Origin of the sequence: Citrobacter sp. Ce006 (genome assembly GCF_030336535.1) — a bacterium.
Taxonomy (GTDB): Bacteria; Pseudomonadota; Gammaproteobacteria; order Enterobacterales; family Enterobacteriaceae; genus Citrobacter; species Citrobacter europaeus.
This window is the reverse complement of record NZ_JAOWDO010000073.1, coordinates 458,428-472,528: the sequence shown is the minus strand read 5'-3', so window position 1 is coordinate 472,528 and position 14,101 is coordinate 458,428. Positions and strand designations below refer to the sequence as shown.

Genomic DNA, 14,101 nt, shown 5'->3' with positions numbered 1-14,101 from the left:
AGAATTCTGCGCCTTTTCAGTAAGTTATTTTATTAGCTCAGACGGCCATGGCACTGTTTGTACTTTTTGCCAGAACCGCAAGGACACGGATCGTTACGACCCACTTTACGATCGCCGGTTTGTGCTGCCAGCTCTTCTGCCGCGGCAGAATCGTCACCTTTATGGCTCAACTGCTGCATCTGCGCTAAACGTTCAGCTTCTTCACGACGCTGCTGCTCCATCGCTTCTACTTCTTCAGGCATACGTACCTGAACTTTGCTCAGGGTGCTGATCACTTCGTACTTCAGTGATTCCAGCATTGATGCAAACATAGAGAAGGATTCACGCTTGTATTCCTGCTTCGGATCTTTTTGCGCATAACCACGCAGGTGAATACCCTGACGCAGGTAGTCCATCGCCGCAAGGTGCTCTTTCCACAGAGAGTCGAGAGTTTGCAGCATCACGCCTTTTTCGAAGTGACGCATCATCTCCGCGCCCACAACTTCTTCTTTACGCTGATAAACTTCGATAGCGTTTGCCAGAATACGTTCACGCAGCGTTTCTTCATGCAGCTCAGGTTCTTTATCCAGCCATTCTGAAATCGGCATGTCCAGATCGAAGTCGTTTTTCAGACGTTCCTGCAGACCCGGGATATCCCACATTTCTTCCAGAGACTGCGGCGGAATATAGGCATCAATCGTCGCTTTGAAGACATCTTCACGGATGCTGTTGATGGTCTCGCTAACGTCAGTTACGTCCAGCAGTTCGTTACGCTGGGTGTAGATTGCGCGACGTTGGTCGTTGGCAACGTCATCATATTCCAGAAGTTGCTTACGAATGTCGAAGTTACGGCTTTCCACTTTACGTTGCGCGTTAGCAATCGCTTTAGTTACCCACGGGTGTTCAATCGCTTCACCTGGCTTCATGCCCAGTTTACGCATCATGCCGGACACGCGGTCAGAGGCAAAAATACGCATCAGCGCATCTTCCATCGACAGATAGAAACGCGAAGAACCCGCATCACCCTGACGACCCGAACGACCACGCAGCTGGTTATCGATACGACGAGATTCGTGGCGCTCAGTACCGATAATATGTAAACCACCGGCGGCTAACACCGCATCATGGCGAACCTGCCACTCTGCTTTGATCTGCGCAATTTGTTCCGGAGTCGGGTTTTCCAGCTCGGCAACTTCCGCCTGCCAGCTACCGCCCAGCACGATATCGGTACCACGACCCGCCATGTTCGTCGCGATAGTCACGGCTGACGGATAACCCGCCTGAGCAACGATATCCGCTTCGCTGGCGTGGAACTTAGCGTTCAGGACGTTGTGCTTGATACCGGCTTTAGTTAATTCGTTAGAGACCACTTCCGATTTTTCAATGGAGATAGTACCCACCAGCACCGGCTGGCCATTTGCGGTACGTTCTTTAATATCTTCAATGATCGCCTGAATTTTTTCCGCTTCGGTCATGTACACCAGATCCGGTAAATCCTTACGGATCATCGGACGGTTGGTCGGCACAACCACGGTATCCAGTTTGTAGATGGAACTGAATTCAAAGGCTTCAGTGTCTGCTGTACCAGTCATACCGGCCAGTTTTTCGTACAAACGGAAGTAGTTCTGGAAGGTAATAGATGCCAGCGTCTGGTTCTCGTTCTGGATATCTACGCCTTCTTTGGCTTCAACGGCCTGGTGCAGACCATCGGACCAGCGACGGCCCTGCATGGTACGACCGGTGTGTTCGTCGACGATGATCACTTCACCGTCTTTCACGATGTAGTCAACGTCGCGGGTAAACAGTACGTGTGCGCGCAGCGCGGCAGTCACGTGGTGCATCAGCATAATGTTGCCCGGAGAGTACAGCGACTCGCCTTCATCCATAATGCCTTCGTTAACCAACAGTTCTTCAATCAGCACCAAACCACGTTCAGTCAGGTTAACCTGGCGCGCTTTCTCATCAACGGAGAAGTGGCCCTCACCCTGGAACGTGTCGGAATCTTCCTTCTCCTGACGAATCAGGTGCGGGATGATTTTGTTCACTTTTTTATACATTTCCGAGCTGTCTTCAGCCGGACCGGAAATGATCAGCGGTGTACGCGCTTCATCGATCAGGATGGAGTCGACTTCATCGACCAGCGCATAGTGCAGTTTTCGCTGAACGCGCTCTTCCGGGCTAAACGCCATGTTGTCGCGCAGGTAGTCAAAGCCGTATTCGTTGTTGGTACCGTAAGTAATATCGGCATTGTAGGCTTCACGCTTGGCTGGCGCAGGCAGGCCAGACATGTTGATACCCACGGTCATGCCGAGGAATTCAAACAGCGGGCGGTTATTTTCGGCGTCACGCTGAGCCAGGTAGTCGTTCACGGTAACCACGTGTACGCCCTTCCCGCTTAATGCGTTCAGGTAGGCAGGCAGCGTGGCGGTCAGGGTTTTACCTTCACCTGTACGCATTTCCGCGATGCAGCGATCGTTCAGGACCATACCGCCCAGCAGCTGAACGTCGAAGTGGCGCATGCCGAACACACGCTTACTCGCTTCGCGGACCACCGCAAATGCTTCCGGGATCAGGCTCTCAACGCTGGCGCCTTTTTCCAGACGGGCGCGGAATTCAGCGGTCTTCGCTTTCAGCTCATCATCGGAGAGTTTTTCCATCTCCGGTTCCATTGCGTTGATGACATTGACCACTTTGCGCATACGACGCAGCGTACGCTCGTTACGGCTACCGAATACTTTTGTTAATAATTTGATTAGCATAATAAAATCTCAAACGCCCCGCATTGCGGAGTCAAAAATTATAAGTTGGAAGGTTCTTTTTTAGCTGAGACGTTGAGGGCCAGCGCGGATTCCCTGCAGCTGACTGATCCAGACCGGAACGCTAAACGCGGCCTGAGAGGTAAAATGGGCGTATGTCACGCGACTCACGGTCGCGGGCGGTCTGCCTTCTTGCGTCAGCATCGCGCTGAGCGTATTCAGTAACGCAAGATGGTGCGCCTGGATTGGCAACGGCTCTTCGGCAACGGGTAGCGCCTGAGGGGCCATAGCAAAAGAAAGATGGCGAATAACCGTACGAATAGCATGCTGATGCCAGTAGTCGACGGTAAAATTCGGGCGGCGATTGGTCGCTTCCAGCAAAGCAAGCTGGTTAAAGTTAACTTTAGCGCCTTGATCGTGATTGCTGGCGGTCGCCTTCGCAGGGGTATTAGGTTCAGCAGCATTACCGAGCGCGGGCAGGCCAAAACTAGCCGCGACCATCCCCAACAGGAGATGCGGCCAGAAGTACCGTCTGCCTAACTGTCGCCAGCGCGTCAGTATTCCACTCACGTTATTGCCACCTGATATACCCTGCGTTTGGGGTTACAAATGCAAAACCATTTTTGCGCACAAATATTACCATTAATGCGTTCGCACCACAGCAGTAATGACGCAAGTCGCGGGTAAATATGCTTAAGAAAGCAGCGATCGAACGGTATTTTAATCTACCTGTGGGAAAAGTCGCTTCAGAGAAGGTGGTTTGCAATCGGAAGATAAAAAAAACGACTGGCTCACCTGGCCGGAGAGAGTGCCAGATTAACCAGTCGAATTTATGCGACAGGTATACACTTCATCTTTCAAGCTGCCTCTTTGTTGGCTGCTTTCTCTCACCCCAGTCACGTACTAGTGTACGCTCCTGCGGATTCGTTCAGTTGCCGCCTTGATGCAACTTGAATGATTTTGTGTATAGTTATTATGCCAGTACGGTCGAAGGTGCTTTGAACGCCAGTGGCAGTTCTGCATCGTCCTGGAAGGTCACATATTCCCAGGCTTCCTGTTTTGCCAGGACCGCCTGCAACAGTTTGTTATTCAATGCATGACCGGATTTATACGCGGTAAATGCACCAATAATGTTATGACCACACATGAACAAGTCACCAATCGCGTCGAGCATTTTGTGACGAACGAATTCGTCTTCAAAACGCAGGCCGTCTTCGTTCAATACGCGATAATCGTCAACAACGATGGCACAATCGAAGCTGCCGCCCAGGCACAGGCCGCGGGACTGCAGATATTCGATATCACGCATGAAGCCGAAAGTACGCGCGCGGCTGATCTGGCGCATGAACGCATCCGCAGAGAAGTTCATCGCGTAGCGCTGCGTGCTGGAGTCGATTGCCGGATGGTTAAAGTCGATGGTGAAATCCAACGTAAAACCATTGTATGGCTTAAACTCAGCCCACTTATCGCCATCTTCGACACGAACGGTCTCTTTGATGCGAACAAATTTTTTGGCGCTGCTCAGTTCTTCAATACCTGCATCAAGCAGCAGATAAACGAACGGAGCGGCACTGCCATCCATAATCGGGATTTCCGGGGCGTTAACTTCAATAACGATGTTATCGATACCTAAGCCCGCCAGAGCAGCATTAAGGTGCTCTACGGTTGAAATCCGCACATCATGCTCATTGACCAGACACGTACAGAGCATGGTATCACGCACAGATTTGGCATCGGCCGGGAAATCTACCGGAGGATTCAAGTCGGTGCGACGATAGATGACCCCGGTGTTGGCCGGCGCAGGGCGTAATGTCAGGGTGACTTTTTTGCCGGTATGTAAACCGACGCCAGTCGCCTGAACGATACGTTTAAGAGTCCTTTGTTTGATCATCGTATAATCTCGCCAAATTACCTATCCAACCGAAGTGTACTATACATTCGGTGGGCCAGTTTAGCACAAAGAGCCACAATTCCCAAATTCCAGCTAATTCTTAATCAGCTTGCTTACGCAGGAATGCTGGGATATCCAGATAATCCGGCTCTTTCGTGGTTTGCGGCGTATTGTCGTTAACCACTTTCGCTACCGGTTTCTGCTCTTGCGTCAACGGCGCCATACCGTGCTGCTGGTAACGATCCATTACCGGCTGCTGTACCTGCTTGTTGGTCACCAGAGTGATTTCAGGACGCTTGTCCATACCAATTCCAGTCGCCACAACGGTCACGCGCAGTTCGTCGTTCATATCCGGATCCAGAGAGGTACCGATAACCACAGTCGCGTTATCCGATGCAAATGCACGGATCGTGTTACCCACGGTTTCAAACTCATCCAGACGCAGGTCGAAGCCCGCAGTAATGTTGACCAGCACACCACGCGCGCCGGACAGATCGATGTCTTCCAGCAGCGGAGAAGAGATAGCCATTTCAGCCGCTTCTTCTGCACGGTCTTCACCGCTTGCCACGCCGGAGCCCATCATCGCGTAGCCCATTTCGGACATCACGGTGCGCACGTCTGCAAAGTCGACGTTCATCAGACCCGGACGAGTAATCAGTTCAGCGATACCCTGAACCGCGCCTTTCAGCACGTCGTTCGCTGCGCCAAACGCATCCAGCAGGGAGATACCGCGACCCAGCACTTTCAGCAGCTTGTCGTTCGGGATAGTGATCAGAGAGTCCACATGTTTGGACAGCTCGGTGATACCCTGCTCTGCGAATGCCATACGCTTCTTGCCTTCAAAGTTGAAAGGCTTAGTCACGACGGCAACGGTCAGGATACCTAAATCTTTTGCTACTTCAGCCACCACTGGCGCTGCACCGGTACCGGTACCGCCACCCATGCCAGCTGCGATGAACACCATGTCTGCGCCGTCAAGCGCTGCACGCAGAGCTTCACGATCTTCGTCTGCCGCATTACGACCGACTTCCGGGTTTGCACCCGCGCCCAGACCTTTGGTGATGCCGCTACCAATCTGAATGGTCTGTCCAACCGCCGTTTTACGCAACGCCTGAGCGTCGGTATTCACAGCGAAGAATTCAACACCTTCGATGCGCTCACGCACCATGTGTTCAACGGCATTACCGCCGCCGCCGCCGACGCCGATGACTTTAATCACCGCGTCATTGGTAAGTTCCATAGGTTCAAACATAGTTTCTCTCTCCGTTGTGCCTGTCGCCTGAGACCGTGAATGTGCGTTGGTCTCTTTAAAAATTAAAACTCTTTTCGCAGCCAGCTATTGAGTCGTTTGATCCACGAGCCAACTGATGCCGTTACGCGTTTTTCAACTTCAGCTTCACCACTCAAATGGGATTCTTTCCCGTAGTGAAGCAGCCCCACCGCCGTGGAATAATACGGCTCCTGAGCATAATCCGTCAGACCGGTAATATTCAGCGGTGCGCCAATACGTACTTGCGTATGGAACACGCGCTGTGCGCAGGCCGCAAGACCTTCAATTTGCGCAGCACCGCCGGTTAACACAATCCCCGCCGCCAGATGATGTTTCACACCCTGCTGGCGAAGCTGTTCCTGTAATTGCAAAATTTCTTCGTTGACCAGGTTGAGCAGCTCGGTATAACGCGGCTCAATGACCTCTGCCAGGGTCTGACGTTGCAGGCTACGCGGTGGACGCCCCCCCACGCTTGGCACTTCAACGCTCTCGTCTTTACCGACGATGGAACCCAGCGCGCAACCATGGCGCACTTTGATAGCTTCTGCATCGCTCGGCGGCGTACCGAAGGCATACGCGATATCGCTGGTCACGACATTCCCTGCATAAGGGATCACTTTAGTGTGGCGCAACGCCCCGCCAGTATAAACGGCGATGTCCATTGTACCACCACCAATATCCACCACGCAGACACCCAGTTCACGTTCATCTTCCGTCAACACGGAATAACTGGCTGCCAACCCGGCAAAAATCAGTTGGTCAACTTTCAGGCCACAACGTTCAACGGCTTTGACAATATTCTTCGCCATGTCGTTGTGGCAGGTAATAAGATGGACTTTTGCCTGCATACGCACGCCGGAAAGACCGACCGGATTTTTGATACCTTCCTGGTAATCGATGGCGTATTCCTGCGGAATAACGTGCAGAACACGATGTTCATCGCGAACGCGTACGGATTTTGCCGTATGTACCACGTTCTCCACATCTTCCTGCGTCACTTCCTCTTCGGAAATGGGCACCATACCAATTTCATTCTGACAGCTAATATGCTTACCGGAAAGCGCCAGATACACAGAGGAGATCTGGCAATCTGCCATCAGTTCAGCCTGGTCAATGGCGCGTTGTACGCACTTCACCACTGACTCAAGGTCATTCACCCCGCCTTTATCCATACCTCGCGATGGGCAACTGCCCACGCCAATGATATTGACCATACCGTCGGGCAGAACTTCCCCTACTAAAGCGGCTACCTTCGCGGTGCCAATCTCCAGTCCAACTACCAGTTTTCTGTCCGTCGCCTTGATCATTGTTGTTCTGCCTGTGCCTGATTCTGTTGCTGATTAGATTCCTCAGGAGGCAAGGGAACCCAGCCTACTGCCGCTCCTGAGTCATAACGCAAATCAACGTAGCTAATCCGTTTGCCATCGGTTTGCGCCTGCTGCTGTAAAACCGGGTAGAGTTCCACAAAGCGAGCCAAACGTTTTATCGTATCGCCCCTGCCCAGATTGAGCTTAATATCGTTATTCAGCGTCAACTGCCAGGAACGACGCGCGGTCATCGCCGCTTCCTTCAGGGTGAATCTATCCTTAGCCAGCACCTGCCCCATATCACGGAACCCTTGCAACACTTCACTTGCGCTGCCTTCCGGTCCGTACAACATAGGTAATACCTGCTTATTGGCCCGACCGGTTGGGACGCTGAACGTATTTCCTTCTGCATCCACCATGTGTTGGTCATTCCAACGCGCTATTGGCACATATTCAACCAGATGAATCTTCAATTCATCAGGCCATTGCTTTCTGACGCTCGCCTGTTTAATCCAGGGGAGACGTTCAATCTGGCTCTGGATGATGTTCACATCCTGAGTCATAAAGGTACCCGGAGCACCCAGCGCCAGGATGGACTGACGGATATCGTCATTGCGCGTGTAATGCCGTTCGCCGGTTAACACCAGTTTTGACAATGGCAAACGCTGCGCATCTTCCATCCACCCCAACACTACCCAGCCGCTGACAAACACGGTGCACAGCACTGTCAGCAGGAACAGTATTCCTGCAAGACGCGTTCCATTATTGCGGCGTGAGGAGTTTACTTCTTCTTCATCACCGTTTCGCGTGTTCAGCGCAGCCTGCGACATATCAGTCCGCCAACTCCAGAATTCTTACCACCAACTGCGAGAAGCTCAGGCCTGCCTGACGTGCCGCCATCGGCACCAGGCTGTGGCTGGTCATACCCGGAGAGGTATTGGCTTCCAGCAGATAAAACTGGCCATCGCTGTCCAGCATGACGTCAATGCGACCCCAACCTTTACAGCCCAATGCGGTCCATGCTTTCAGGACTAATTCCTGCAAACGGGCCTCTTGTTCGGCTTCCAGACCTGCAGGGCAGAAATATTGTGTCTCATCAGAGAGATACTTCGCCTCATAATCATAGAAGGTTCCCGCGGGTTGGATACGTATTGACGGTAAAATTTCTTCGCCGAGTATCGCAACTGTAAATTCCGGGCCACTGAGCCATTTTTCAATCAGTACTTCTTCATCATGCTGAAAAGCCAATGCTAATGCACCCTGCAAAGCATTTTCTTCTTCAACTTTTGACATCCCTACGCTGGAGCCTTCACGGCTTGGCTTCACAATCAGCGGCAAACCTAACGCAGAAATTTTTGTAACTGCTTCATCGCTAAGACCTTTTTCGAACTCAGCGCGGGTCAATGCAACCCATGGCGCGACGGGTAAACCTGCGCCCTGCCACAGCAGCTTGCTGCGCAGTTTGTCCATCGAAATTGCGGAAGCCATGACGCCGCTGCCGGTATATGGCAGGCCAATTTGCTCCAGCATGCCCTGCAACGTGCCATCTTCCCCGCCACGACCATGCAACGCAATAAACACCTTCTGAAAACCCATAGATTTCAGAAGAGTGACATCGACCTCTTTAGGATCAACCGGATGGGCATCAACACCACCTTCGCGTAACCCTGCCAGTACGGCCGCGCCGGAATTCAGCGAAACTTCACGTTCTGCGGAGGTTCCCCCTAACAGGACCGCGATTTTATCAGCCATGTTGTTCTTCCTCCGGGTTTTGCGGCTTCAGTTTGATTTCAGCTAAGGAACGCGCGATTTTGCCGATATTTCCAGCGCCCTGCACCAAAATCAGATCGTTGCCGGTTAATACTGGTGCCAGCATTTCTGCCACCAGGGCCGGATCGGATACCAGAATCGGATCGATCTTACCGCGACCACGAATCGTACGGCACAGCGAGCGGCTGTCGGCCCCCGGAATCGCGGCTTCGCCCGCGGCGTACACGTCCAGCATCAACAGCGCATCGACCTGGGTCAGCACGTTGGCAAAGTCGTCATACAGATCGCGTGTACGCGTAAACCGGTGCGGTTGGAACAGCATGACCAGATTTTTGTCGGGCCAGCCCGCACGCGCGGCTTTAATCGTGGCGTCCACTTCCGTTGGGTGGTGACCATAATCATCGACCAGCATCGCGGTCCCGGTTTTACCGTTCACTGGCTCAAGCGGGAATTCGCCGAGGAAGTCGAAACGACGTCCGGTACCCTGGAAGCTCTCCAGCGCACGCAGAATAGCGTCGTCTTCAATACCTTCTTCCGTCGCAACCGCCACCGCAGCCGCGGCGTTCAGCGCATTGTGGCGGCCCGGCGCGTTTAACGTCACACGTAAATCGGCCATCCCCTGACGCACCAGCGTGAAGTGCCCTTGTGGGCCAATCTGCTGGTAATCTTCAACGCGCACATCGGCATCATCACTAAAACCATAGGTTGTGGTTTGACGACCAACTCGCGGTAACAGCTCGCGGATCACCGGATCGTCAACGCACATCACCGCACGACCATAAAACGGCAAGTTATGCAGGAAATTAATAAACGTCTGCTTTAAATTTTCGAAGTCGCCATGGTAGGTATCCATATGGTCGGCTTCGATATTGGTGACAATCGCCACCATCGGCTGCAAATGCAGGAACGATGCATCGCTTTCATCCGCTTCCGCAATCAAATAACGGCTATGTCCCAGGCGCGCGTGAACGCCCGCGGCCTTCACCAGACCGCCGTTGACAAAAGTGGGATCCAGGCCCGCTTCCGCATAAATGCTGGAGACCATTGCCGTGGTCGTGGTTTTACCATGCGTACCGGCAATAGCGATGCCGTGACGAAAACGCATTAACTCCGCCAGCATTTCCGCACGACGGATCACCGGAATGCGCGCTTCATGCGCCGCAACAATTTCCGGGTTATCCGCAGAAATGGCGCTGGAGACCACCACTACGCTCGCATCGCGCACATTTTCAGGGCGATGGTTGAAGAAAATCGTGGCGCCCAGATTCGTCAACTGCTGCGTCACCGGATTCGGCGCTAAGTCAGAACCGCTGATCTGATAACCTTCATTGGCCAAAACTTCGGCAATACCGCCCATACCAGCACCACCGATGCCGACAAAGTGGATGTGCCGAACGCGACGCATTTCGGGCACGATGGAACGCAGTTTTGCCAGTTGTTGTGTATTCATTCTTTAGCCATTAACTTCTTAGTTCATGCGATGCAAAAGGCATCACCACAATTACGCCCGGGCAGCCCGGCTCACTTCATTTGCCACGCGCTCAGTGGCATCCGGTATGGATGCGGCGCGCGCACGTTCTGCCATGGTTAATAAGGTTTCTCGCGACCACCCGGCAAGGGTGCTGGCGACGGCATCCACAGTAAACTGCGGCTGCTCGAGAATTTTGGCGGCGCCCGCTTTTTCCAGCGGCAGCGCATTCCAGTACTGCTGTCTGTCTTTATGCTGGAACGGCACAAACAGCGCGGGTAAACCTGCGGCGGCAATCTCGCTCACCGTCAGCGCCCCTGAGCGACAAACCACGACATCCGCCCACGCGTAGGCCGCTGCCATATCATCAATAAACTCAGTAACCTTGTGCTGCGGTTGTCCCGCGTCGGCATACGCCTGCTCGACGGTCTGCTGCGCGCCTTTGCCGCTCTGATGCCAGATAGTTACCGCATCGCCAAGCTTTGCGGCAACCTGCGGCATCGTCTGGTTCAAAACACGTGCGCCCTGCGATCCACCGACCACCAGCACGCGAACCGGACCTTCACGACCGGCCAGACGCGCTTCGGGCAACGGCAGCGCCAGCACGTCGGTGCGTACAGGGTTGCCCACCACTTCCGCATTTGGGAAAGCACCGGGAAAGGCCTGCATCACCTTCGTTGCAATCTTCGCCAGCCATTTATTGGTTAACCCCGCAATGCCGTTCTGTTCATGCAGTACAACCGGAATGCCTAATGACCAGGCAGCCAGTCCGCCAGGGCCGGACACATATCCACCCATTCCCAGCACCACATCAGGCTTAAACTGCTTCATGATGGCGCGCGCCTGACGCCAGGCGTTAAAAATACGCACGGGCGCGGCTAGCAGCGCGTTGACGCCTTTGCCACGCAATCCGGAGATGCGAATAAAGTCAATTTCAATGCCGTGTTTCGGCACCAAGTCCGCTTCCATACGATCGGCGGTGCCCAGCCAACGAACCTGCCAGCCCTGGGCCATTAAATGGTGCGCGACCGCCAGCCCCGGGAACACATGCCCGCCGGTACCGCCTGCCATCACCATTAACCGCTTCGGTTGACCACTCATCGTGCACCTCGTGTAAACGCCTGGGCTTTTTCCAGACGCGTTTCATAATCAATACGTAACAAAAACATGATGGCCGTCGACATAATCAACAAACTGGAACCACCATAACTGATCAGCGGCAACGTCAGACCTTTGGTTGGCAGCATACCCGCTGCAGCGCCGACGTTTACCAGTGCCTGGAAGCTAAACCAGATCCCAATGGAGCAGGCTAAAAAGCCTGAAAAACGGTGATCAATTTCCAGCGCCTTACGGCCAATCGACATCGCGCGAAAAGCGACGAAGAATACCATTAAAAGTGCCAATACCACACCGATATAACCCAGCTCTTCCCCAATAATGGCGAAGATGAAGTCGGTGTGCGCTTCCGGTAAATACTCGAGCTTTTGGACGGAATTACCTAAGCCTTGCCCCCAAACCTCACCGCGACCAAAAGCCATCAGCGATTGCGTCAGCTGGTAGCCACTGCCGAACGGATCTTCCCATGGGTTCCAGAAGGAGGTTACGCGGCGAATACGATACGGCTCAGCAAGGATCAGCAGCACAACCGCGGAAATCCCCATGCCGATGATGGCAATGAACTGCCACAGTTTCGCACCGGCGAGAAACAGCATCGCCAGGGTAGTGACAAACAGCACCACCACCGTACCCAGGTCAGGCTGTGCCAGCAGCAAAATAGCCAGCACCAGGATCACGCCCATTGGTTTTAAGAAGCCGCGCAGGTTGTTACGCACTTCATCAACTTTACGCACCAGGTAGTTGGCGAGATAACAGAACAGCGACAACTTGGTAAATTCCGCAGGCTGAATACGCAGCGGCCCCAGCGCAATCCAGCGCGACGCACCGTTAACGGAACTCCCCACCACCAGCACGATCAACAGCATGATGATCGAGGCTATCAGCATCGTCGTACTGTATTTTTGCCAGAACTCCATTGGCAGACGCAGCGTCACCATCGCCAGACAGAACGCGAGGAAGATGTACAGCGCGTCACGCTTGGCAAACAGGAAAGGATCGCCCGCCAGACGTTGCCCTACGGGCATCGATGCCGATGTCACCATCACAAAGCCGATCGCTGCCAGACCAAAGGTCAGCCACAGCAGCATGCGGTCATACATGATCAGGCTGTCCGCGTCTTTATCACGCGAAGCCATCACCCAGCCTTTAAGTGCCGCGAAGATCCACGCCAGGACACCCAGTCCCGGTAAGCGCGGCATTCTCAGACGAGGGAGAGATAAGCGCATCAACCCAACTCCTTCGCCAGGCGGGTAAAGACGTCACCGCGTTGCTCAAAGTTCTTGAACTGGTCGAGGCTGGCGCAGGCGGGCGACAGCAACACCATATCACCCGGTTTCACGCGCGGTGCGAGCAGGCGCATTGCCTGCTCCATGGTTTCAGTTTGTTCCGTAACGTCAGGTCGCAGAGCGGCAAGCTGCGCGCCATCACGACCAAAGCAGTACAGACGAATGTTGTCGCCGGTCAGGTAACGTTGCAGCGGCATAAAGTCAGCGGATTTCCCGTCGCCGCCCAGCAGCAGGTGCAAAGTACCATCAACATGCAGGCCATTCAGCGCGGCCTCAGTGCTGCCCACGTTGGTGGCTTTAGAATCGTTAATCCAGCGCACGCCGTTGTGCTCAAGCACGGTCTGAAAACGGTGCGCCAGACCGGTAAACGTGGTCAGCGCTTTCAGACTTGACGCCCGCGGCAGACCCGCAGCATCCGCCAGCGCCAACGCGGCCAGGGCATTGGTATAGTTATGCTGGCCGGAAAGCGTCATCTCTTTCACGTTGAGGACTTTTTCCCCCTTCACCCGCAGCCAGGTTTCGCCCTGCTGACGGTTCAGGTGGTAGTCACCCATGTTGACGCCAAAGCTCACGCAACGCTGATCCGCCCCGCGAATCGGCATGGTCAGCGCATCATCAGCGTTGACCACGCAGACTTTCGCGTTTTCATAGACGCGCAGTTTGGCCGCACGGTACTGCTGCAAGCCAAACGGATATCTGTCCATATGATCTTCGGTGACGTTCAAAATGGTGGCGGCTACGGCGTGTAAGCTGGAGGTTGTTTCCAGCTGGAAGCTCGACAGTTCCAGAACATACAGCTCACGTTCGTCGTCCAGCAGCATCAGCGCGGGCAGGCCGATATTACCGCCAACACCCACGTTCACACCGGCCGCTTTCGCCATCTCGCCTACCAACGTAGTAACAGTACTTTTCCCGTTGGAACCGGTGATCGCAACGATCGGCGCCTGCGCTTCGCGACAGAACAGCTCAATGTCGCCAACAATTTCAATTCCCGCATCGGCGGCGGCGCTCAGTGAAGGATGCGCCAGGGCGATACCAGGGCTGGCGACGATGAGATCGGCGGCCAGCAGCCAGTCATCATTCAGGCTGCCAACATGACGCTCAACCGCTTCCGGTAATTTGTCCAGACCAGGTGGCGTCGCGCGGGTATCCATTACGCGCGGCGTCACGCCACGCGCCAGGAAGAAATCCACGCAGGACAGCCCGGTCAAACCCAGACCGATAATGACGACTTTTTTACCCTGGTAATCAGCCATGA

The 14,101-nt window shown here is 54.0% G+C and carries 11 protein-coding genes; all 11 read right to left on the bottom strand.

From position 1 onward, the window contains the following. Positions 1-32 precede the first annotated feature (32 nt). Positions 33-2,738, bottom strand: coding sequence for a preprotein translocase subunit SecA (gene secA / locus OGV94_RS20935; RefSeq protein ID WP_043018428.1), 2,706 nt, complete (start codon positions 2,736-2,738; stop codon positions 33-35). 60 nt (positions 2,739-2,798) lie between these two features. Then, the gene (gene secM / locus OGV94_RS20930) at positions 2,799-3,305 is read right to left on the bottom strand and encodes a secA translation cis-regulator SecM (RefSeq protein ID WP_047406191.1); all 507 of its coding nucleotides are present in this window, start codon (positions 3,303-3,305) and stop codon (positions 2,799-2,801) included. A 403-nt stretch (positions 3,306-3,708) separates the two neighbouring features. Beyond that, positions 3,709-4,626 carry a UDP-3-O-acyl-N-acetylglucosamine deacetylase gene (gene lpxC, locus OGV94_RS20925; protein WP_006686706.1) on the bottom strand — a complete coding sequence of 306 codons (918 nt, stop codon included), beginning with the start codon at positions 4,624-4,626 and terminating at the stop codon, positions 3,709-3,711. 100 nt (positions 4,627-4,726) lie between these two features. After that, positions 4,727-5,878 (bottom strand): cell division protein FtsZ, encoded by a 1,152-nt coding sequence (gene ftsZ, locus OGV94_RS20920; RefSeq protein WP_003018753.1) that lies wholly within the window; start codon positions 5,876-5,878, stop codon positions 4,727-4,729. Positions 5,879-5,940: 62 nt separating this feature from the next. Continuing rightward, complete coding sequence (gene ftsA / locus OGV94_RS20915; RefSeq protein WP_003018755.1) at positions 5,941-7,203, bottom strand: cell division protein FtsA; 1,263 nt, start codon at positions 7,201-7,203, stop codon at positions 5,941-5,943. Then, positions 7,200-8,033 (bottom strand): cell division protein FtsQ, encoded by an 834-nt coding sequence (ftsQ, locus tag OGV94_RS20910; protein WP_003018758.1) that lies wholly within the window; start codon positions 8,031-8,033, stop codon positions 7,200-7,202. The genes ftsA and ftsQ overlap by 4 nt, the downstream gene beginning before the upstream one ends. Before the next feature lies 1 nt (position 8,034). Next, entirely contained in the window at positions 8,035-8,955 is a 921-nt protein-coding gene (locus tag OGV94_RS20905; RefSeq protein WP_043018426.1) for a D-alanine--D-alanine ligase, read from the bottom strand. After that, positions 8,948-10,423 carry a UDP-N-acetylmuramate--L-alanine ligase gene (murC, locus tag OGV94_RS20900; RefSeq protein ID WP_043018425.1) on the bottom strand — a complete coding sequence of 492 codons (1,476 nt, stop codon included), beginning with the start codon at positions 10,421-10,423 and terminating at the stop codon, positions 8,948-8,950. The genes OGV94_RS20905 and murC overlap by 8 nt, the downstream gene beginning before the upstream one ends. 51 nt (positions 10,424-10,474) lie before the next feature. Then, positions 10,475-11,542, bottom strand: a complete 1,068-nt coding sequence (gene murG / locus OGV94_RS20895; protein ID WP_181634071.1) for an undecaprenyldiphospho-muramoylpentapeptide beta-N-acetylglucosaminyltransferase — start codon at positions 11,540-11,542, stop codon at positions 10,475-10,477. Further along, on the bottom strand, positions 11,539-12,783 hold the full coding sequence (gene ftsW, locus OGV94_RS20890; protein WP_019078372.1) for a cell division protein FtsW: 1,245 nt from the start codon (positions 12,781-12,783) through the stop codon (positions 11,539-11,541). The genes murG and ftsW overlap by 4 nt, the downstream gene beginning before the upstream one ends. Then, positions 12,783-14,099 (bottom strand): UDP-N-acetylmuramoyl-L-alanine--D-glutamate ligase, encoded by a 1,317-nt coding sequence (murD, locus tag OGV94_RS20885; protein WP_087051010.1) that lies wholly within the window; start codon positions 14,097-14,099, stop codon positions 12,783-12,785. Before murD ends, ftsW begins: the two co-directional genes overlap by 1 nt. Positions 14,100-14,101 lie beyond the last annotated feature (2 nt).

Excerpts from the sequence above, each read along its gene's own strand:
- murC (WP_043018425.1), bottom strand. The coding sequence starts at position 10,423 with ATGAATACACAACAACTGGCAAAACTGCGTTCCATCGTGCCCGAAATG.
- murD (WP_087051010.1), bottom strand. The coding sequence starts at position 14,099 with ATGGCTGATTACCAGGGTAAAAAAGTCGTCATTATCGGTCTGGGTTTG.
- murG (WP_181634071.1), bottom strand. The coding sequence starts at position 11,542 with ATGAGTGGTCAACCGAAGCGGTTAATGGTGATGGCAGGCGGTACCGGC.
- ftsA (WP_003018755.1), bottom strand. The coding sequence starts at position 7,203 with ATGATCAAGGCGACGGACAGAAAACTGGTAGTTGGACTGGAGATTGGC.
- lpxC (WP_006686706.1), bottom strand. The coding sequence starts at position 4,626 with ATGATCAAACAAAGGACTCTTAAACGTATCGTTCAGGCGACTGGCGTC.
- OGV94_RS20905 (WP_043018426.1), bottom strand. The coding sequence starts at position 8,955 with ATGGCTGATAAAATCGCGGTCCTGTTAGGGGGAACCTCCGCAGAACGT.
- secA (WP_043018428.1), bottom strand. The coding sequence starts at position 2,738 with ATGCTAATCAAATTATTAACAAAAGTATTCGGTAGCCGTAACGAGCGT.
- ftsW (WP_019078372.1), bottom strand. The coding sequence starts at position 12,783 with ATGCGCTTATCTCTCCCTCGTCTGAGAATGCCGCGCTTACCGGGACTG.
- ftsQ (WP_003018758.1), bottom strand. The coding sequence starts at position 8,033 with ATGTCGCAGGCTGCGCTGAACACGCGAAACGGTGATGAAGAAGAAGTA.
- ftsZ (WP_003018753.1), bottom strand. The coding sequence starts at position 5,878 with ATGTTTGAACCTATGGAACTTACCAATGACGCGGTGATTAAAGTCATC.